Raw genomic sequence first — 20,713 nt, 5'->3', positions numbered from 1 at the left:
GGGGGTGGGTTCAATAAATTGGTGTGACAGCACAAGCTGCCCTCACCCTAACCCTCTCCCGGAGGGAGAGGGAACCGACTGGGGGATATTCGAGAGCTACACCGACCTGAGCGTTTTGCTGCGAATCCATAATCGATATCGCTGTTTCAGGTCGATGCACAGCCAAAGACACCGCGGTCGGCCCCCTCTCCCTCTGGGAGAGGGCTGGGGTGAGGGTCTTTGATTGTCAGTTCAGTAACCGTTGGAGCCGTAATCGACTGTGAACTCGAAGTCGGTGACTCTTTCGACGCCCGTTTCCAATTTCCCGTCCGGCAACAATCGCAACCAGCGATACCCCGGCGCCTGCTCGCCCACTTTGAAATCCGCACTCCCCGGCTCGAACTGGATACACGTCGAGGGCGAGGCCATCAAGCGCACGCCATTGCGGTCGCGATCGATTTCCTGATGCACATGCCCCCACAGCACCGCGCGAACCTGTGGAAAGCGATCCAGCACTTCAAAGAACGCTTCCGGGTTGCGCAAGCCGATCGGCTCCATCCACGCGCAGCCGATCGACACCGGATGATGATGCAGGCACACCAGATGATGGCGCTCAGGCGCCTCGCTCAGCGCGCGGGCGAGCAGTTGCAATTGATCATCCTGCAGATAGCCCGGCACCGAACCCGGCACCGCCGAATCCAGCATCGTCACCCGCCAATTGCCAATATCGACCACCGGCTCCAGCAGCGTGCTTTGCACCGCCGCCTCGGCCATGACCATCGGCTCGTCGTGATTGCCGGGAATCCAGCGCGCGGGTGCACTGATCTGCGCGCTCAGTTGGCGGAATGCCTGATACGACTGCAGCGTGCCGTCCTGGGAAATATCGCCGGTGGCCAGCACCAGGTCGATCTGCGCCTGTTGCGCCAACACCAGGTCGATGACCCTTTGCAGGCTCTCGCGGGTCTTCATGCCCAGCAGCGTGCCGTCCGCCTCGGCGAACAAGTGGCTGTCGGACAACTGCACCAGCAGCGCCGGGTCGGCGCTGGTCAATGTCGATACGCTGGGCAAGGCGCTCTCCCGGGGCTAAGCACGCAATGGATGGGTGCGGCAATTATGCTGGGGGATGACAAAAAGGGGAAACCGCCGAAGCGGACGCAGTTCACAACTAGCGAACGACTTCGTACTCGTGCCCCAACGCCAGGCAATGACTCAGCCATTCGCCCAGAAACACATTGAGCTGGGCCTTTTCATCGGGCTGGTGCATGGCGGCGTTCGGATAAGGATAGATGCCGCGAAAGCGTCGTGCATGCTCGGCGCTGACCACTTCGGCCATGCGCGCGTCGTGGTAGACCTGCACTTCCAGTTGCGGCACCGGCAACCACGGCAGACTGTGCTCCTGGCGCACCTGCAAGGTCGTGGTGTACGGGCAGGTCTGCAACACCTCGAGAGCGAGCACTCCAAGCATCTGCTCGCCCTGGGTCACGGCGATACGCCGCGCTTCGGGTTCGTTGCGCATGTCCGGCAGCAGTCGCATCAGGCGCGCGTAGTTGGCCTCGCAGGCGGCTTGCAGCCCTACGAGGTCAACCCGATAACGATCGCGCAGCTTGTTTACGACCATAGCCCCCTCACTTCGGCGCGGTTCAGCGCCAGCCACTGCAAGGCGATGATGCTCGCCGCGTTGGCAATCCGTCCGTCACGCACGGCCTGCAAGGCATCTTCAAATGCCCAGACCGTTACGCGAATGTCTTCGGCCTCTTCTTCCAGCCCGTGCAGACCGCCGACACCGTCGGTGCTGCAACGCCCCAGATACAAATGCACGAATTCGTTGCTGCCACCCGGGGAGGGGAAGTACTTGGTCATCGGCCACAACGCCTTGATGTCCAGCCCAGCTTCCTCCTGCGCCTCGCGGTGAGCAACTTCTTCCGGTTGCTCATCCTTGTCGATCAGACCGGCGACCAGTTCGACCAGCCACGGGTTGTCGGCCTTGCCCATGGCGCCGACACGAAACTGCTCGATCAACACCACTTCATCGCGCTGCGGATCGTAAGGCAGGACGCACACGGCATCGTGGCGCACGAAGATTTCACGATTGATCTCGCGGCTCATGCCACCGGCGAACAACTCATGGCGCAGGTGCACACGGTCAAGCTTGTAAAAGCCCTCGTAGCATTTTTCGCGCCGCACGATATCGACGGCGGTCGGAATGGCGTTGGCAAAGTCAGTCATAATCTTCCTCTTTACTGCACATCCATTACGAGGTTGCTGTGTACAACCGGCAACCTCGACTTCGCGCCATCCTAACGCGCCCGCACCGTTTGATGCAGCCCCTTTACCGTCAGCGGGATGGACGGTGACGGTGAAACACACTCTAATCAGCTTAGTGGCGAACTGACTGCTCCGTTGAGAGTCGAAGCGGTATCTTTTTGCCTTCCCCTGCTTTCGAAAGGACGCTCATGTCGCTTTTCAAAATTGCCTCTGTGGCCGCTATTGCCCTGACTCTGGGCGCTTGTGCCAGCCTGTTCCAGCCCAACTATCGCACGCCGCTGGAAACCACCCGCGACGCCTCGGAACAACTCAAACCCGGCTGTTCCAACCCCGATTGCCCGCTGGTGAACATCGACACCCTGCGCTTCCCGGACGAACCGGCGCTGGATGGCATCATCGAAAAACGTCTGCTGCAAATGACCCGCACCGAGAAGAACGCGCCGGTAGCGCCAACCCTGGCCGCCTACCGCGAGCAGTTCCTCGCCAGCGCCGGCCCGCGCAACAGCAGCTATCTGCAAGCGAAAGTACGCGAGCAGCATGACGGACTGGTGATCATCGAGCTGTCGAGCTACCTCGACACCGGCGGCGCCCACGGCACGCCGGGTCGCGGTTTCATCAACTATTCGCGCCAGCAGCACAAGGTGCTGAACCTGTCCGACATGTTGCTGCCGGGGCAGGAAGAGGCGTTCTGGAAAGCCGCGCAAGTGGCGCACAACAGTTGGCTGATCAGTACCAAACTCGATCAGGAGGCGGAATTCGTCGCGAACTGGCCGTTCGTGAAAACCCCGCACGTGGCGCTGACCTACGGCGGCGTGATCCTCAAGTACGACGTGACCACTATCGCGCCATATGCGCTGGGCCACGTCGAACTGAAGATCCCTTACCCGCGCCTGAACGGCATTCTCAAGCCTGAGCTGTTTCCCGGCCGTAACTGAAGGCCCGGCCCAGCACCAGTTGAAGCAATCCTGCCAGCACCAGCGCCGGCAGGGTTGCGCCGACATCCGGATACAGATTCGCCAGCAAGTGGTAGGTGCTCACACCACCCAGCCACGCCAGCAACGCCGGCCAGCGCAATGCGGCTGACGCGACCTGAGCACTGCGTTTGCGCAGGATGAAGTGATCCACCAGCACCACGCCGAACAGCGGCGCGAACACCGAGCCGATCAACAGCAGGAAATTCTGGTACTGCGCCAATGGCGCCAGCAGTGCGATCAGCGTGCAGATCACGCCGATGGCCAAGGCCAGATGCTCGACTTTCAGACGCAACAGAATCCCGCTCGAGACCGCTGCCGAATGTATATCGGCAAAAGCGTTTTCCGACTCGTCGAGCAGAATCAGCAACAGCGGAATGCCCAGGCCGGCGCCAGCCAAGGCCAGCAGCAACGCATTGACTTCACCGCTCGGCGCGAACGCCAGGGTGTAGGCCACGCCAAGGCTCATCAGCCAGAAGTTACCGATGAAGAAACCGACAGCCGTGCCACCGAAAACATTCTTCGCACGCTTGCCGAAACGCGAGTAGTCGGCAATCAGCGGCAGCCACGACAGCGGCATGGCGATGGCAATGTCGAAGCCCACGGCGAACGGCATCGAACCGTCACCGGCGCGCGCCCACAGCGCCGCGAGGTCGGCTTTGGCGAACAGGTTCCAGGTCAGCCACAGGCACGCGGCGAGCAACAGCCAGATGCCCCACTTGCGCAGAATCTGCCGCACGAACGTCAACGGCCCGCTCACCGCGAGCAAGGTCGCCAGCGCACCGAAGAACAGCGTCCACAGAATCGGATTGGCCCACAGCGAGCCTTCGCTGAAGGCGCGGCTGCCGAGCAGACTGGCAGCGTCGCGCATGACGATGATTTCGAACGAGCCCCAGCCGATCAGTTGCAGCAGATTGAGCAGCGCCGGCAGGCTCGCGCCTTTGCTGCCGAGGCTGAGCTTCAGCGCCGCCATCGATGAAAGGCCGGTGTCGCTGCCGATCACGCCGACTGCAGCCAGCAACAGCACGCCCACCAGCGTGCCAAGGAAGATCGCCAGCAAAGAACCGGACAGACCCAGACCCGGCGCGAGCAATGCGCCGGTCTGCAAAACCATCAGGCCGATGCCGAGGGAGAACCACAGGGAAAGCAGATCGCGCCCGCCGAACACACGCTTTGCAGCGGGGACGGCGAGATCGGGGGAATAGGTGCCGGGTTGAATGCTCAAGGGTGTTATCTCAAAGGGACATTTGTTGTGATCGTTCCCACGCTCTGCGTGGGAATGCCTCTCGGGACGCTCCGCGTCCAGTGACGCGGAGCGTCACGGGCTGCATTCCCACGCGGAGCGCGGGAACGATCAGTACGGGGTCAAACTTTCTTGTACAGCTGACTGCCTTCCTTCTTGAACCGCTCGGCCTGTTCCGCGAGGCCTTTGGCGACGTCCACGTCGACCGCGTTGATGCGTTGGTTGGCCGCGTATTCACGGACTTCCTGGGTGATCTTCATCGAGCAGAATTTCGGCCCGCACATCGAGCAGAAATGCGCGACCTTGGCCGAGTCCTTCGGCAGGGTTTCGTCGTGATAGGAACGTGCGGTGTCCGGGTCCAGGCCGAGGTTGAACTGGTCTTCCCAGCGGAATTCGAAACGCGCCTTGCTCAGTGCGTTATCACGGATCTGCGCGCCCGGGTGTCCCTTGGCCAGGTCCGCTGCGTGTGCGGCGATCTTGTAAGTGATGATCCCGGTCTTCACGTCATCCTTGTTCGGCAGGCCCAAGTGCTCCTTCGGCGTCACGTAGCAGAGCATCGCGCAACCGAACCAGCCGATCATCGCCGCGCCGATACCGGAAGTGATGTGGTCGTAGCCCGGCGCAATGTCGGTAGTCAGCGGGCCGAGGGTGTAGAACGGCGCCTCATCGCAGCATTCGAGCTGCTTGTCCATGTTCTCTTTGATCAATTGCATCGGCACGTGGCCCGGGCCTTCGATCATGCATTGCACGTCGTGTTTCCAGGCGATCTTGGTCAGCTCGCCGAGGGTTTCCAGTTCGCCGAATTGCGCTTCGTCGTTGGCGTCGGCAATCGAGCCCGGACGCAGGCCATCGCCCAGCGAGAAGCTGACGTCGTAGGCCTTCATGATTTCGCAGATTTCGTCGAAGTGGGTGTAGAGGAAGTTCTCTTTGTGGTGCGCCAGGCACCACTTGGCCATGATCGAACCGCCACGGGAGACGATGCCGGTGACGCGTTTGGCGGTCAGCGGCACGTAGCGCAGGAGCACGCCGGCGTGAATGGTGAAGTAGTCGACGCCCTGCTCGGCCTGTTCGATCAGGGTGTCGCGGAACAACTCCCAGGTCAGGTCTTCAGCGACGCCGTTGACCTTCTCCAGCGCCTGATAGATCGGCACGGTACCGATCGGCACCGGCGAGTTGCGGATGATCCACTCGCGGGTTTCGTGAATGTGTTTGCCGGTGGACAGGTCCATCACCGTGTCCGAGCCCCAGCGAATGCCCCAGGTCAGTTTCGCCACTTCTTCTTCGATCGAAGAACCCAGGGCGCTGTTGCCGATGTTGCCGTTGATCTTCACCAGGAAGTTACGGCCGATGATCATCGGTTCCAGTTCGACGTGGTTGATGTTGGCGGGAATGATCGCGCGGCCACGGGCGATTTCTTCGCGGACGAATTCAGGGGTGATTTCTTGCGGAATGCTTGCGCCGAAGCTGTGGCCGGCATGTTGCTGCTTGAGCAAACCGGCCGCACGGGCTTCTTGCAGTTTCATGTTTTCGCGGATGGCAACGTATTCCATCTCGGCGGTGATGATGCCTTTGCGCGCGTAGTGCATCTGGCTGACGTTGGCCCCGGCCTTGGCGCGGCGCGGGTTGTTGACGTGGGCGAAGCGCAGTTTGGTCAGCTCGGCATCGGCCAGACGCTGCTGGCCGAAGTTCGAGCTCAGGCCCGGCAGGCGCTCGGTATCGCCACGGTCATCGATCCACGCTGAACGCACATCGGCCAGACCTTTGCGCACATCGATGACCACGTTCGGGTCGGTGTACGGGCCGGAGGTGTCGTAGACCGTGACCGGCGCATTGATCTCGCCGCCGAAATCGGTCGGGGTTACATCGAGGCTGATTTCGCGCATCGGCACGCGGATGTCCGGGCGCGAGCCCTGAACGTAGATTTTTTGCGAACGGGTGAACGGCTTGACCGATTGCTCGTCGACCATGGCCGAGTCACTCAGGTTGATCGCGTTTTTTTCTTTTGTTGTCATCACGGGCTCTCCAGACAGCATCCAGCAGTGGATTGTCGGAGCAGAACCTGAAAGGCACGGACGCACCAGGACCGGTGCTGTGCATTCGTCATGAGCGTTCGATTGTCGAACAATATCCCGGACGAAGCACAAGAGGACTCGCCGGGTGACGAGAAATCTTGTTCCCTACGCAGGCGCTAACCTGATCAGGTTCAACGGGATCCGAAATTATTCGATCTCAGCCTCATAGCAAGGCACCCCGACAAGAACCCGGCCAGTCTAGACACAACCATCAAGGAACGCCAACACCGCAGCGAACGCCATGATGAATGGCGTAAATACCCAGGCTGGCCGATTGTTGCCGGAGCAATGCGCAACTACACTCGCTTGGCCTGCCCAGCCTTGACGCTGTGTGGGCTGCGCCTTACCTTTGGCGCCCGGATTACTTCCATAATATTCATGCTAGGGATCGCCTCATGCTGCGCAAACTTTCATTGGCTGTTGCCGTGTCCTGTGCGTCCAACACAATGGCCTGGGCAGCGGAAGCACCCTTGTCGACCAAAACCGATCTGGTCAGCGTCTATCAGGAAGCGGTCGACAATAACGCCGACCTCGCCGCGGCCCGCGCCCAGTATGGCGCGCAGAAAGAAGTGGTGCCGCAAGCCCGCGCCGGTCTGCTGCCGAACCTGTCCGGTGGCGCCGAAGTTGCTGACGTGCGCACCTCGATCGACCAGCCTTCGGCCATCGCCAACCGCAGCGCGCATTCCTACCAGGCGACACTCGCGCAGCCGCTGTTCCGCGCCGATCGCTGGTTCCAGTATCAAGCAGCCAAAGACGTCAACGAACAGGCCGCGCTGCAGCTCTCGGCCACCGAGCAGAACCTGATCCTGCAGAGCGCCGAAAGCTACTTCAACGTGCTGCGCAGCCAGGACAATCTGGCCTCGACCAAGGCTGAAGAAGCGGCGTTCAAACGTCAGCTCGATCAGTCCAACGAGCGCTTCGATGTCGGCCTTTCGGACAAGACCGACGTGCTGCAATCGCAAGCCAGTTACGACACCGCGCGAGCCAACCGCATCGTCGCCCAGCGTCAGGTCGATGATGCGTTCCAGGCGTTGATCACCCTGACCAACCGTCAGTACAACTCGATTCAGGGCATCGTCCACACGCTGCCGATTCTGCCGCCCTCGCCCAACGATGCGAAATCCTGGGTCGACACGGCGGCGCGGCAGAACCTCAATCTGCTAGCCAGCAACTACGCGGTCAGCTCCGCCGAGCAGACGCTCAAGCAGCGCAAGGCCGGCCATTTGCCGACCCTCGATGCCGTGGCGAAATACGAGAAAGGCGACAACGACGCCCTCGGCTTCGCCAACCCCAACTCGTTCGGCGCACCTTATGGCGGCAACGTCGAGCAGAGCACGCTGGGCCTGCAACTGAACATCCCGATCTACAGCGGCGGGCTGACAAGTTCGCAAGTGCGTCAGTCCTATGCGCAACTGGATCAGAGCGAACAGCAGCGCGAATCGCTGCGCCGGCAAGTAGTTGAAAACACCCGCAATCTGCACCGCGCGGTGAACACCGACGTCGAGCAGGTGCAGGCGCGCCGCCAGTCGATCATCTCCAACCAGAGTGCGGTGGAAGCTACGGAAATCGGTTATCAGGTCGGCACGCGCAACATCGTCGACGTGCTCGACGCGCAACGCCAGCTGTACACCTCGGTGCGCAACTACAACAACACCCGCTACGACTACATCCTCGACAACCTGCGCCTGAAGCAGGCAGCGGGGACGCTGAACCCGGGTGATCTGGAAGATCTGCGGCGCTATCTGAAAGCCGATTACAACCCGGACAAGGATTTCCTGCCGCCGGATCTGGCGTCGGCGGCTGAGGCGCAGCTCAAGGCCCGGCCTTAAGCGTTAAAAACAAAAGATCGCAGCCTTCGGCAGCTCCTACAGGGAAATGCATTCCAACTGTAGGAGCTGCCGAAGGCTGCGATCTTTTTGCTTACTTGATCAATCTGCCCAAGCTATCCAGCAGCCGCTGCAACGCGCCCTGATTGCGCCGCATCACCGCCAGCCCGGCCTCGGCCATGCGCTGCGCATCACGTGGCAGTTCGAACAAGCGCTGCACCTCGACTGCGAGGCCTTCGGCATCATCCACTTCGGCCAACGCCCCGGCTTCGCGCAATTGCGCGGCGATGTCGAGGAAGTTGAACAGGTGCGGGCCGCTGAGTACCGGTTTCGCCAGCGCGGCGGGTTCGAGCAGGTTGTGCCCGCCGTTCGGCACCAGACTGCCGCCGACAAATGCGCTGTCGGCCAGGGCATAGAGAAACAGCAACTCGCCCATGGTGTCGCCAAGCAGCACGCTCGTCTGCGCATCGACATTGGCCCCGGTCGAGCGACGTACCGTGGCGAAACCTTCGCGCTGGCACAAGTCGAACACCGAATTGAAACGCTCGGGATGACGCGGCACCAGAATCAGCAACGCATCGGGATGCCTGCCCAGCAAACGACGATGGGCGTCGAGCACCACTTCGTCTTCGCCTTCGTGAGTGCTGGCGGCGATCCACACGGGACGATCCTGTGCCTGCCACTGGCTACGCAGTTCGGCTGCACGCTGCAACAGTTGCGGGTCGATGGTCAGGTCGAACTTGATCGAACCAGTGACTTCAACGGTTTCCGAACGCGCGCCAAGATCGCGGAAGCGCTGGGCCTCGGCTTCGGTCTGCACCGCCAACAGGCTCATCTCGGCAAGCATCGGCGCAGTGAGTTTGCTGAAGCGGCCATAGCCTTTGGCGGAGCGCTGCGACAACCGCCCATTGGCCAACGCCACCGGAATCCCGCGCTTGGCACATTGATGAATATGATTAGGCCACAACTCGGTCTCCATGATCACTGCAAGCCTGGGCTGCACGCGATCAAGAAAACGCGCCGCCGCACAAGGCAAGTCATACGGCAGATAGCAGTGTTGAATGCGCGGCTCGTTGGCGAACAGTGCCTGAATCCGCTCCGAACCGGTCGGGGTCATGCAGGTCACGGTGATCGGCAGCGTCGGATAGCGGTCCAGCAGCGCGCGGATCATCGGCGCGGCGGCAATGCTTTCGCCGACCGACACCGCGTGCACCCAGATGCCACCGGGCTGCAGGGTGGGCATGCGATAAGTGAAACGTTCGCCAATCCGTTTGGCATACGCCGGCGCCTTGCGCGCACGCAGCCATAGCCGAATCGCCACCAATGGCAGCCCCAGGTAAAACAGCGCGGTGTAGAGAGTTCTATTCATGGCGGCGGAGTTTATCGGCTTTTGTCGCCGATCGCCCGCAAGTGCACGGCAAAACGTTCCGCCAGCCAGCGCGCGGCCGGGCCGAGCGGTTCGTCGCGGCGCCAGACCAGTTCCACCACCAGCGCTGGCGGCGTCCATTCGCTGTCGAGCTCAATCATCTGGCCTTGATACGCCGAGTACTGCACAACGTGGCGCGGCAACCAGGCCCAGCCGAGATCGCGCACCAGCCATTCGGACATTACGTAAAAACTGTCGGCGCGCCATACCTGTGGGCTGGCCGGCTCGTTGCCGGGATAGACGCTGGTCTGCGTCGACATCAGCAATTGCCGGTGCTGCGCCAGTTGCTGGCAGGTCACATAGGACTGCTGCGCCAACGGATGATTGACGCCACAGACCGTGACCATTTCCACTCGACCTAGTACGCGCCGCTCAAGGGCTTCGGGGATTTCATCGTGATAGAACAACAAGCCAAGATCGGCCCGGCGTTCGACCAGTTTGCGCGCGACTTCGCCTTGGGCGGCGCTGGTCAGTTGCACTTCCAGGCTGGGAAACTGCTCGGCCAGTTCGCCGAAACTTTCCACCAGCGCCTGATAGGGCATCGCCTCGTCCTGAGCCACCCGCAACTGCGCCTCCTGGCCGCGCAGCATGGCCATCGCGCGGCCGTTGAGGCGCTCGCACTGGCGCAACACTTCCCGCGCCTCTTCCAGCAATGCCTCGCCCGCCTCGGTGAGACTGGGCTGACGGCCACTGCTGCGCTCGAACAGGCTCACGCGCAAATCCTCTTCGAGCATCGCGACAGCACTGCTGATCGCCGATTGCGCCTTGCGTTGTCGACGTGCCACGGCGGAGAACGATCGCTGTTCGGCGACGTCGACAAATACCCGCAGCTGCTCGAGATTCCATTGCATGCTTGCTACCAACCCATCTATAGAACAGATAGGTAATGACTTTACCCCATCTGAGCAATCCCTAAAATGTCGCCTCAGCAAGCAAAGATTTATTTGAGGATCGAAACCATGAACGCCTACGTCTATCTGGCCATCGCCATCTGCGCCGAAGTGATCGCCACCGTTTCGATGAAAGCGGTCAAGGGCTTCAGCACCCCTCTACCGCTGATTCTGGTGATTGTCGGCTACGGGATTGCATTCTGGATGCTGACGCTGGTAGTGCGCACCGTTCCGGTCGGCGTGGCCTACGCGGTCTGGGCCGGTATGGGCATTGTGATGGTCAGCGTGGCGGCACTGTTTATCTATGGGCAGAAGCTGGATATCCCGGCGATGCTGGGGATGGCGTTGATCGTGCTGGGCGTGGTGGTGATTCAATTGTTCTCGAAAACCGCCGGCCATTAACTGCCAGACACAATCCCCTGTGGGAGCGAGCCTGCTCGCGAATGCGGTACATCAGTCAACACATATGTCGACTGGCATTCCCTCTTCGCGAGCAGGCTCGCTCCCACATTGGCCCATATGTTCGGCATGTTGATCATCGACAAATCCGCCCCTTTCCCGAGTCTGTATACTGCGCCCTCGTCTTGAGCACTGAGGTCGCTGCATGCCATCCGTTATTTCCACCGACGTTCTGATTGTCGGCGCTGGTGTCGCCGGCCTCTGGCTGAATGCGCGCCTGCGCGGTCAGGGTTTCTCGACCGTGCTGGTGGAAAGCGCCAGCCTCGGTGGCGGGCAGAGCGTGAAGTCCCAGGGCATCATCCACGGCGGTGCCAAGTACGCGCTGCACGGCGCGCTGACCGGGGCCTCGGAAGCCATCGCCGACATGCCGCGCCGCTGGCGCGAGGCGCTGGCCGGTAATGGTGAGCTGGATCTGTCCGGCGTACGTCTGCTGTCCGAAGCCCATTACCTGTGGTCGCCAGGCACTTTGGCCGGCAACCTGACCAGTTTCTTCGCCAGCAAAGCCGTGCGTGGCCGGGTCGATCAGGTCAAGGGCGATGAACTGCCGCTGGCCCTGCAAGACAAGCGTTTCAAGGGCAAGGTCTATCGCCTCGCCGAACTGGTAGTGGATGTCCCGAGCCTGATCCAGCGCCTCGCCGATCTGGCCGGTGACGGTCTGCTCGCCGGGCAGGTCATCGAGCCGCTGCTGGAAGCCGGCGTGCTGGTCGGCCTGAAAGTCGACGGCCGTGAGATCCGCGCTCAGCGCATCGTCCTCAGCGCCGGCGCCGGCACGGCCGAACTGCTTGAAGCCCTGGGCCTGAGCCGTCCGGTCATGCAGCGCCGCCCCCTGCACATGATCCTCGCCAAGGGCCCCGGTTTGAAACCGCTGTACGCGCACTGCCTGGGCGGCGGGACCAAGCCGCGCATCACCGTGACCACGCATCCGGCGGCTGATGGCCAGTGGGTCTGGTACATGGGCGGCGACATCGCCGAAAGCGAAGGCGTGGCCCGCGAACCAGCCGAACAGATCGCCACCGCGCAAAAGGAAATCGGCCAATTGCTGCCGTGGATCGACCTCAGCACCACGCAATGGGCCACCCTGCGCGTCGACCGCGCGGAGCCGCTGCAAACCGGCCTGACCCGTCCGGACAACGCATTCCTCGCCGAGGAAGGTCGCTTGCTCGTCGGCTGGCCGACCAAACTGGCACTGGCGCCGGACTTCGCCGACCGCGTTATCGCCTCGCTGCAACGCGACGGCATCCAGCCGCAGGCGACTGATCCGCTGCCGCCGCTGCCGAAACCACCGCTCGGTGTACCCGCGTGGGAGCAACTGCTGCCATGAGCATCGCCACTCTGCACGAACTGCATCGCCCACTGGGTAGCACCGGCCTGACGGTTTCGCCGCTGGGCCTGGGCACGGTCAAACTCGGCCGCGATCAAGGGGTGAAATACCCCAACGGCTTTCAGATTCCCGGCGATGATGAAGCGCGCATGCTGCTGCGCCAGGCGCGCGATCTGGGCATCAACCTGATCGACACCGCACCGGCCTATGGTCGCAGCGAAGAACGCCTCGGCCCGCTGCTGCGCGGCCAGCGTCAGGACTGGGTGATCGTCAGCAAGGTCGGCGAAGAGTTTGCCGATGGCCTGTCGCGCCACGACTTCAGCGCTGCGCACACGCGAATGTCGGTCGAGCGCAGCCTGCAACGTCTGGAAACGGATTTTATCGATCTGGTCCTCGTGCACTCGGACGGCAACGACATGGCCATCCTCGAGCACGAAGAGGTCTACGCCACCCTCGCGGCGCTGAAGGCCGAGGGCAAGATTCGCGGCTTCGGGTTTTCCGGCAAAACCGTCGAAGGCGGCTTGAAAGCGCTGGAGCAAGGCGACTGCGCGATGGTCACCTACAATCTGAACGAACAAAACGAAAAGGCGGTCATTGACTATGCTGCTGCCCACGGCAAAGCCATTCTGGTGAAAAAAGCCCTGGCCAGCGGTCATGTCTGTCTGAGTCCGGGAGTCGATCCGGTGCGCGCCAGCTTCGAGTTGCTGTTCACTCATCCCGGCGTTGCCAGTGCTATTGTCGGCACGATCAATCCGCTGCACCTCGCCCATAACGTAGCGACCGTTGCCCAGGTCCTGCGTAGTCACTGACGCCGCCCCGCGGCCTTAAGCCAGGAGCCGATATGCCGCGCACGCTCATCCGCAAGAACCCGAGCAACTTCAAAACACTGCCGCTGTTCGTCGAAGCCACGCCCGAAGGCCTGAGCTATCAGAGCGTCGGCATGCCGCTGAACTTCGCCCAGACCCTGCAACGGCGCAAACCGGTCAGTGTTGCCGACAGCGAGCGCTTTGCCCTGGAGCTGGCCAACCTCGGCGTGTCCGTGCGCCTGACCCTGCACTGGCAGAATCGCGATTACTGGGTGCTGGTGCGCCAGCGTCGGCAGGATCGCGGCGACGTGGTATTGAAGCTGATTTCCGGCTACGTGCCGGCCCATGAGCTGAATATTCCGCTGCACACGGCGATTCAGGAGATTGCCGAAGAGTGTCTGCTGGAAACCCCGGAAGGCTGGCTCGGCGGGCGTTTCAACGAGACTTGGTTGCCGGCGCCCTACTCCGCTGCGCTGCATTACCGTGAGGCGTTGCCGTTTCGCCTGACGCCGTTGTCCGGTTCGGCGCGTCCGGTGCGCTGCGCCAACCTGCAATTGCTGGAGCGACCACGGGCGTACGTGCATCTGCCGACGGCGTCCCTGCAATTGATCTATGACTTGCGCCTGGACGTGCCCAAGGAGGCGAAGTCCTTGAGCCTGTTTCATGTCGACGAGCGTCTGGAAGGCGATCAACTGGTGGCGCGGCTCGATCGCAAACGGCCAGACCTGTACTTGATGCCATTGCACGACGGCCAGCCGCTGCCTGAGTTGTACACCCTGAAAAAGGATCAACTGTATCCGGCGAGTACCCGCGGTCTGTATCTGGCCGAAAGCTTCGCGCGACAGGATGGCTGGTTGGTGCGTGATGAGCGGATTCGCTGGAAGGACTGGTTGCGCCAACAGGGTCTGACGCCACCCGAGAAGGCTACTGGACTGGCACGCCTGCGCGGCAAGGCCAGGCAGCTGCTGAAGAAAATCGTACCGCGCAAGAAAGTGAATTCCTGAAAGCAAAAAATCGCAGCCTTCGACGACTCCTGCATTGGAATGTATTCCCGTGTAGGAGCTGCCGCAGGCTGCGATCTTTTGATCTTATTGGCCGCGGATCTTTTCCACGATCGCTGTCGTCGAGCTGTTTTCCACCAGCCCCAGCACTTTCACGGTGCCGCCGTAAGCGGTGACGATATCCGCGCCGACCACCTGATCAATGCCGTAATCGCCGCCCTTGACCAGCACGTCCGGCTTGACCTCGCGCAGCAGGTTTTCCGGTGTGCCTTCAGAGAAGCTGATCACCCAGTCCACCGCGCCAAGACCGGCGAGTACCGCCATGCGGCGATCCACGCTGTTGATCGGCCGGCCCGGGCCTTTCAGGCGGCTGACCGAGGCGTCATCGTTGACCGCCACGATCAGACGGTCGCCCTGAGCGCGGGCCTGTTCCAGATAGGTCACGTGGCCGGCATGCAGGATATCGAAGCAGCCATTGGTGAAGACAATCCGCTCGTTGTGCGCACGGGCATCGTCAACCGCCAGCAGCAGCTGCTCAAGTCCCAGCACGCCTCGCTCCGAACCTTCTTCGCGCTGAATGGCGCGGCGCAGTTCCGGGGCGCTGATCGCGGCGGTACCCAACTTGCCGACGACGATGCCTGCTGCCAGATTGGCCAGCGCCACGGCGTGCGGCAGTTCTTCGCCAGCGGCAATGGCCGCGGCCAGGGTCGAAATCACCGTATCGCCGGCACCGGTCACGTCGAACACTTCGCGGGCGCGGGCCGGCAGATGCAACGCCGGATGATCCGGACGCAGCAAGGTCATGCCGTGTTCACCACGGGTCACCAGCAGCGCGCCGAGGTCGAGCTCCTGCATCAGGACGGCGCCCTTGCTCACCAGTTCGTGCTCATCGGCGCAACCACCGACGATGGTTTCGAACTCGCTGAGATTCGGTGTGATCAGGCTGGCACCGCGGTAGATCGAAAAGTCCTTGCCCTTCGGATCAGCCAATACCGGTATACCTTTGGCACGGGCGGCCTGGATCAGGGCCTGGTGATTTTTCAGTGCGCCTTTACCGTAATCCGACAACACCAGCACCTTGATGCCTTCAAGCAACCCGTCAACCTGCGCGGCCAGTGCCAGAGCATCGGTGGCGAACACTTCTTCGAAATCGATACGCAGCAACTGCTGGTGCCGGCTCATGACCCGCAGCTTGACGATGGTCGGCTGGTGCGCGATGCGCTGAAACAAGGCGCGCACGCCCGCGCCCTTGAGACTGTTGCTCAGGCTGTCGGCGGCTTCGTCATCGCCGGTCACGCCCACCAGCGATGCCGGTGCACCCAGCGCGGCAATGTTCAGCGCCACGTTGGCGGCACCGCCCGGGCGATCTTCGATCTGCTCGACCTTGACCACCGGCACCGGTGCCTCAGGGGAAATCCGTGAGGTTCCGCCATGCCAGTAACGGTCGAGCATGACATCGCCGACCACCAAGACAGGGGCTTGATCGAATCGCGGCATCGACAATTTCATGGAGCAACCCACATACAAAATGAACAGGGGCGCGATATTAACAGGATCGCGCGCGCCGGGAATACACGAGGGTGAGGCTGGCCCACCCTCATCTGCAGATCAGGCAATGTCTTCAGCCGGGGCATCCAGCCCCATCGCATGCAGACGCGCGTAGTAGCCATTATGAGCAAGCAGTTGGGCATGAGTGCCGCGTTCGACGATCTCGCCCTGATCCATGACGAGGATCAGATCGGCCTTCTCGATGGTCGACAAACGGTGGGCAATCACCAGCGTGGTGCGGCCTTTCATGACATGGTCGAGTGCCGCCTGAATGTGCCGCTCGGACTCGGTATCAAGGGCCGACGTCGCTTCGTCGAGGATCAGCAGCGGGGCGTTTTTCAGCAAGGCCCGGGCAATCGCCAGGCGCTGACGCTGTCCGCCAGACAACAGCACACCGTTCTCGCCGACCTGGGTATCCAGGCCTTGAGGCATCTGCGCGATGAAGTCCATGGCAAATGCATCCCTGGCGGCTTTCTCGATATCTTCGCGAGGCGCGCCTGCCAGATCGCCGTAAGCGATGTTGTTGGCGATGGTGTCGTTGAACAGCGTCACGTGCTGGGTCACTTGCGCTACATGGCGACGCAGATTGCGCAGACGATAGTCCTCGATTTCGACATCATCGAGCAGGATTTCGCCGGTCTCGTGGTGATAGAAGCGCGGAATGAGACTGGCCAGCGTCGATTTGCCGCTGCCGGAACGCCCGACCAGGGCGATCATCTGACCTGGCGACGCGGTGAAGCTGATGTTTTTCAGCACTTCCCGTTCAGTGCCCGGGTAAGTGAAGCTGAGGTTGTTCACCGCCAGATGGCCACTGACCCGATCACGCTCGATCGTACCGGTGTCGATTTCCGGCTCGACATCGAGCTGCTCGAAAATGCTTTCGGCGCCGGCCACACCTTTCTGAATGGTCGAGCTGACTTCAGACAATTGCCGGATCGGTTTGGGCAGCAAACCGGCAGCCGTGATGTAGGCGACCAGATCACCGGCCGTTGCATCACCCCTCAGGAACAACACCAGGAACATCAACACCGCCATGGCGGTGTAGATCACCAGCTGCAGCATCGGCGTATACACCGCGCCAGTCTTGGTCATACGCAACTGTTTGTCGGTGTTGCTCTGGCTGGCCGCCGCAAAACGCTGCTGCTCATAAGCTTCGCCACCAAAACTGCGCACGACGCGATAGCCTTGAATGGTTTCGGAAGCCACATGGGTGACGTCGCCCATGGCCACTTGAATCTTCTTGCTCTGCTTGCGGAATTTCTTGCTGGTGTTGCCGACCATGAACGCGATCACCGGCAGAATGGCCAGCATCACCAGAGTCAGTTTCCAGTTCATCCACAGCAGATAGGCGAACAGGAAAACCACGGTCAGGCCTTCGCGGATCACCACTTTGATGGCATCCGTGGCGGCGCCGGTGACCATGGTCACGTTGAAAGTGATGCGCGAGATCAGATGACCCGAGTTATGGGTATCGAAATAGCGATTGGGCAGTACCAACAGCTTGTTGAACAGTTCGATACGCAGGTCATGCACCAGCCCCAACGAAACCCTCGCCAGGTAATAGTTGCCGAGAAACGAGCCGAGGCCTTGCCACGCTGCGATCAGGATGATCAGCAACGGCACAGCCATCAGCAATTGCACGTCTCGCAGATAGGGAACGTTGGGGAAGAGCACCGCTTCCGGGTTGCTCAGGCCATCGACAAAATACTTGAGAATCCCGGCCAGCATTGGTTGCGTGGAAGCAAAGATCACGAAGCCCACGATACTCAGCAGGAAAAGACCGATATAGGGTTTTACGTACCCCAACAGCCGAAAGTAGATTTTCAGGCTGGATTCCTGTTCCGCTTTGGGCGGTGCGTCAGTCATCGTAGAGCTCACTGGTTAAGAAGAACGCGAAATTTTATCACAAGCGCTGCCATTGGCCCGCGCCCATACCAAAACGCTGGCAAGCCCCAACGGCAGCCAGCTGATGAACCACTCGGCGCGCGGGGTGCCGGTGAGGCTGGCAGCGTCGAACTGCATCGCCAGTGTCGAGAACAGCCAGATACCGATGATCCCCCGGGCATACAGCGTTTCCCGAACTTTCCACGCCTGGAAAATAACGGCGAACCAGACGGCAGACCACAACAGCAGTCCCGGCAGACCCAGCACGATCGCAACGTGGGTGAACAGATTGTGGGCGTGATCGAAGGTCATGCCCGACCAGAAAACCCTGTAGTCCCCACCCAGGCCCAACCCACCCCAGGGATGTTGGGCAATCATATCCAGAGAGGCCATCAGAATCTGCGGACGAAAGGAAACTCCGCGCGCCAGCACCAACGGTTCGAACAGCCACAGCGCCACAATCGCCACCACCAGGGCCACGGCTGCGACGATTCGGCTGTGGCGGTCACGACACCAGATCGGCATGGCCAGGATGGTCAGAAACAACGCCAGCGCCGCGCCTCGACTCTGACTCATCAGTACAAAGATACCCAGCACCGCCAACGCCAGTGTCCAGACCCCTTGCCACATCACGCCACGCGGCGCCCACAGGGCCAGCCACACCGCCGCCAGGCCGATGACATAGCCGCCGAGGATCGGATGCGCCAGCTCACCCAGCCCTTCCACCCGGGCAGACCAGGCGTTACCTTCGATGACGTAAAACCTGACGATGGCCACCAGCGCAGTTACTGCCAATCCCAGCCCGCCCCACTGCATGAGACGAATCAATCGCTCTGGGCGTCCGCTGGCGAACACCGGAAAAAACAGCAGGAACACCACGATATACAACAGACGCTTGGCCTCGCGGCCCGTTTCCGGTGCGTTTGTCCATGCCAGACTGATCAGCGACCAGACCAGCAATCCGAGCAATGGCAGGTAGATCCAGCGTTGTTCATGGAGCACTTCTCTGACGCGGTGCCGCGCGGCCCAGCCCAGCACTAGCGCCGGCAACCAGACGAGAGCCACCAGCCCCTGCTGGTAGACCTTGTTGGTGGGCGCTACGGCAATAGCCAGTAAAAACCACAAGAGCCCCGTCGCCATCCATAGTTGCGCCCAGCGTGTTTCCTGCATCAATCTGCTCCTGACAAGGGTTCGCCCATGCGACGCGGCATGGTTAAAATCGAAACTTTTCGGCATCATTGCCCGCTACTACACCCCGCACTTTCGACAAGGCTTCCTACGATGCGATGCTCCCGGCTCTCACAAGCCGCTCTAGACCAAATGATCGACGCCGCCAAAGTTCTGGAAGCGGACAGCTATGGGCCGAAAGTCTACCTGCTGCAGGATGGGAAAATTCTCAAACTGTTTCGTCGCAAAAGGTTTTTTTCATCCGCCTTGTTTCGCCCCTACTCGAAGCGATTCATCGACAACGCCGTCGAGCTGCACAAACTCGGCGTACCGACGCTGCAGATCCTCCAGTTCTTTCGCCTTGAGAAACCAGGCATGACCGCCGTGCTGTATGAGCCTCTGCCAGGGCAAACGCTGCGCCAGATCGCCGCAAAACAAGGTTTCAACTGGACTCAGGCATTGCCGGATCTGGCCGAGCTGATACGCAGCCTGCACCGCTCGGGCATCTATTTCCGCTCCCTGCATCTTGGCAACATCGTGGTCACACCAGACAACCGCATGGGCCTGATCGATGTCGCCGACATGCGCTTCACCCGCGGACCGTTGCCAAAGCGCTTGATCAAACGCAACCTGCAACACTTCGCACGCTATATTGCGCGCGAAAAGCTGAACGACAGCTTTCCGATGCAGGCACTTGAGCGCGCGGTCTTGTCGTCATGAAAACAATGCGCGGGCAGCCTGGCTGAAGTTCGCCCAGGCCTCGTCCGGTGAAAGCATCCGGTACTGCTCGGCATTGATCGCTTGAGATGAGGCACCGAAGGCGCGGTCGATGGTCTCGGACCAGGCCTTTGTGTCATTGACCGGGGCATACCAGCCAGCGCTGCCCAGTTGTTCGCTGAACACCTCCAGATCGCTGCACAACACCGGTACGCCGGCCATCACCGCTTCCTGCATGACCAGACCGAGGCCCTCTTCCAGCGAAGGGATCGCAACCCAGTCGAACGCACGATAAAGCTGCGCTGCTTCGTTCAGATGCCCGGTCAGCAAGACCTTGTCGTGCAAGCCAAGCGCGTCGATGCGCTGCTCCAGCGCCGCGCGTTTGGAGCCTTCGCCGATAATGACCAGGCGCAAGTCCGGGCGGCTGTCGAGTGCTGCGGCAAAGGCATCCAGCAAATAACCGAACCCCTTCTCGGAGACCAGCCGCCCTACCGCGCCCAATACCGGCGTATCGCCTTGCGGCAACCCCAACCGTGTCCGGGCTTGCTCGCGGGTGAACAGGTCAGCACGAAACGCTTCCGGATCGAACGCACTTCGCAACGGGGTGACAGGCATCTGCAGATCGCGGGCCAGTGAATCGGCGAGAGTGCTGGAAACGGCAACCAGTTTCAGCTGGGACGCAGGGATTGCCTGGAATAGAGCCTGGTCGCCGGCATTCAATCGCGCCGAACCGTGGAAAATCACTACCGCGCGGATATACGGCAGCTTCTTGAGGACCGGCAATAACGTGCGGGCAACGCCCATGCCGTCCAGCAGCAGCAATCGAGCGTCACTGTCCACGAGCGCCTGGCGAAACCTCGCCCGCATCACGGGTTTGGCAAAACGCCAGAAATGCCGGCCCTTCAGGCGCGCTGACGATAACTGCCACTCCCGGACCTCACCGACATCCACGCCGCACTCGGCTCCCTGCCCCTGGAGGAGCCAGGTTTTGACCACCGCCGACGGCGCAGCCTGAGAGAGTATTTGCTGGTGCACTTTGTGAATTGATGCGAACGGAGCGCCACCGGCCCACATGATATTGAGAATATTCATAGGGCAGAAAGCCGTTGCACGGATTTGCGGGGACAAGCTGCGGCGT

The 20,713-nt window shown here is 61.3% G+C and carries 18 protein-coding genes and 1 riboswitch; of the genes, 7 read left to right on the top strand and 11 right to left on the bottom strand.

Translation table 11 applies throughout. The features are described from left to right. Window positions 1-231: 231 nt before the first annotated feature. The 3 genes from cpdA to AB9L16_RS02115 form a co-directional block, all read right to left on the bottom strand. Window positions 232-1,047: a 3',5'-cyclic-AMP phosphodiesterase gene (cpdA, locus tag AB9L16_RS02125; RefSeq protein ID WP_056787517.1), complete on the bottom strand. Its 816-nt coding sequence runs from the start codon at window positions 1,045-1,047 to the stop codon at window positions 232-234. A gap of 97 nt (window positions 1,048-1,144) precedes the next feature. Then, a complete protein-coding gene (locus AB9L16_RS02120; protein WP_016771972.1) occupies window positions 1,145-1,597 on the bottom strand; it encodes a DUF1249 domain-containing protein in 453 nt (150 codons plus the stop codon). Continuing rightward, on the bottom strand, window positions 1,588-2,205 hold the full coding sequence (locus AB9L16_RS02115; protein WP_024011344.1) for an NUDIX domain-containing protein: 618 nt from the start codon (window positions 2,203-2,205) through the stop codon (window positions 1,588-1,590). Before AB9L16_RS02115 ends, AB9L16_RS02120 begins: the two co-directional genes overlap by 10 nt. Before the next feature lie 227 nt (window positions 2,206-2,432). Here AB9L16_RS02115 and AB9L16_RS02110 point away from each other — a divergent pair, with 227 nt between their 5' ends. Next, window positions 2,433-3,179, top strand: coding sequence for an RsiV family protein (locus AB9L16_RS02110; RefSeq protein ID WP_016771974.1), 747 nt, complete (start codon window positions 2,433-2,435; stop codon window positions 3,177-3,179). On the opposite strand, the gene cytX is transcribed toward AB9L16_RS02110, so the two are convergent. Both cytX and thiC read right to left on the bottom strand, forming a co-directional pair. Continuing rightward, the gene (gene cytX / locus AB9L16_RS02105) at window positions 3,148-4,440 is read right to left on the bottom strand and encodes a putative hydroxymethylpyrimidine transporter CytX (RefSeq protein ID WP_310219226.1); all 1,293 of its coding nucleotides are present in this window, start codon (window positions 4,438-4,440) and stop codon (window positions 3,148-3,150) included. The two genes, AB9L16_RS02110 and cytX, sit on opposite strands and share 32 nt — an antisense overlap. A 140-nt stretch (window positions 4,441-4,580) precedes the next feature. Further along, window positions 4,581-6,470, bottom strand: a complete 1,890-nt coding sequence (thiC, locus tag AB9L16_RS02100; RefSeq protein ID WP_375123035.1) for a phosphomethylpyrimidine synthase ThiC — start codon at window positions 6,468-6,470, stop codon at window positions 4,581-4,583. Between the two features lie 145 nt (window positions 6,471-6,615). Next, window positions 6,616-6,721: riboswitch (TPP riboswitch) on the bottom strand. Window positions 6,722-6,925: 204 nt separating this feature from the next. On the opposite strand from thiC, the gene AB9L16_RS02095 reads away from it, so the two are divergent. After that, window positions 6,926-8,359: a TolC family outer membrane protein gene (locus AB9L16_RS02095; protein WP_122707700.1), complete on the top strand. Its 1,434-nt coding sequence runs from the start codon at window positions 6,926-6,928 to the stop codon at window positions 8,357-8,359. A gap of 91 nt (window positions 8,360-8,450) precedes the next feature. Here AB9L16_RS02095 and waaA read toward each other — a convergent pair whose 3' ends face one another. Both waaA and AB9L16_RS02085 read right to left on the bottom strand, forming a co-directional pair. Further along, entirely contained in the window at window positions 8,451-9,725 is a 1,275-nt protein-coding gene (waaA, locus tag AB9L16_RS02090) for a lipid IV(A) 3-deoxy-D-manno-octulosonic acid transferase (RefSeq protein ID WP_375123034.1), read from the bottom strand. A gap of 11 nt (window positions 9,726-9,736) precedes the next feature. Continuing rightward, window positions 9,737-10,633 (bottom strand): LysR family transcriptional regulator, encoded by an 897-nt coding sequence (locus AB9L16_RS02085; RefSeq protein ID WP_236168145.1) that lies wholly within the window; start codon window positions 10,631-10,633, stop codon window positions 9,737-9,739. Between the two features lie 108 nt (window positions 10,634-10,741). Between AB9L16_RS02085 and AB9L16_RS02080 the strand changes: the two genes are divergently transcribed. The 4 genes from AB9L16_RS02080 (at window position 10,742) to AB9L16_RS02065 (ending at window position 14,262) form a co-directional block, all read left to right on the top strand. Next, entirely contained in the window at window positions 10,742-11,074 is a 333-nt protein-coding gene (locus tag AB9L16_RS02080; RefSeq protein ID WP_150638310.1) for a multidrug efflux SMR transporter, read from the top strand. Between the two features lie 202 nt (window positions 11,075-11,276). Further along, on the top strand, window positions 11,277-12,452 hold the full coding sequence (locus tag AB9L16_RS02075) for an NAD(P)/FAD-dependent oxidoreductase (RefSeq protein WP_375123033.1): 1,176 nt from the start codon (window positions 11,277-11,279) through the stop codon (window positions 12,450-12,452). Further along, window positions 12,449-13,261 (top strand): aldo/keto reductase, encoded by an 813-nt coding sequence (locus AB9L16_RS02070; protein ID WP_095180984.1) that lies wholly within the window; start codon window positions 12,449-12,451, stop codon window positions 13,259-13,261. Before AB9L16_RS02075 ends, AB9L16_RS02070 begins: the two co-directional genes overlap by 4 nt. A 32-nt stretch (window positions 13,262-13,293) precedes the next feature. After that, complete coding sequence (locus tag AB9L16_RS02065; protein ID WP_041477637.1) at window positions 13,294-14,262, top strand: hypothetical protein; 969 nt, start codon at window positions 13,294-13,296, stop codon at window positions 14,260-14,262. A gap of 84 nt (window positions 14,263-14,346) precedes the next feature. Here the strand turns inward: AB9L16_RS02065 and hldE are convergent, their stop codons facing one another. From hldE to AB9L16_RS02050, 3 genes are all read right to left on the bottom strand, one after another. Next, window positions 14,347-15,768 (bottom strand): bifunctional D-glycero-beta-D-manno-heptose-7-phosphate kinase/D-glycero-beta-D-manno-heptose 1-phosphate adenylyltransferase HldE, encoded by a 1,422-nt coding sequence (gene hldE, locus AB9L16_RS02060; RefSeq protein ID WP_041477636.1) that lies wholly within the window; start codon window positions 15,766-15,768, stop codon window positions 14,347-14,349. Window positions 15,769-15,867: 99 nt separating this feature from the next. Beyond that, a complete protein-coding gene (gene msbA, locus AB9L16_RS02055; protein WP_016771984.1) occupies window positions 15,868-17,673 on the bottom strand; it encodes a lipid A export permease/ATP-binding protein MsbA in 1,806 nt (601 codons plus the stop codon). A gap of 15 nt (window positions 17,674-17,688) precedes the next feature. Further along, window positions 17,689-18,861, bottom strand: a complete 1,173-nt coding sequence (locus tag AB9L16_RS02050) for an O-antigen ligase family protein (RefSeq protein WP_375123032.1) — start codon at window positions 18,859-18,861, stop codon at window positions 17,689-17,691. A 150-nt stretch (window positions 18,862-19,011) separates the two neighbouring features. Here AB9L16_RS02050 and AB9L16_RS02045 point away from each other — a divergent pair, with 150 nt between their 5' ends. Further along, a complete protein-coding gene (locus AB9L16_RS02045) occupies window positions 19,012-19,578 on the top strand; it encodes a lipopolysaccharide kinase InaA family protein (RefSeq protein ID WP_224787295.1) in 567 nt (188 codons plus the stop codon). Here AB9L16_RS02045 and AB9L16_RS02040 read toward each other — a convergent pair. Beyond that, entirely contained in the window at window positions 19,573-20,667 is a 1,095-nt protein-coding gene (locus tag AB9L16_RS02040; RefSeq protein ID WP_375123031.1) for a glycosyltransferase family 4 protein, read from the bottom strand. The two genes, AB9L16_RS02045 and AB9L16_RS02040, sit on opposite strands and share 6 nt — an antisense overlap. Between the last annotated feature and the right edge of the window lie 46 nt (window positions 20,668-20,713).

The organism is Pseudomonas sp. LW8 (assembly GCF_041956865.1).
In the GTDB taxonomy this organism is placed as follows: Bacteria; Pseudomonadota; Gammaproteobacteria; order Pseudomonadales; family Pseudomonadaceae; genus Aquipseudomonas; species Aquipseudomonas siliginis.
The sequence above is the reverse complement of the archived record's forward strand: the minus strand, read 5'-3'. Positions and strand labels throughout refer to the sequence as shown.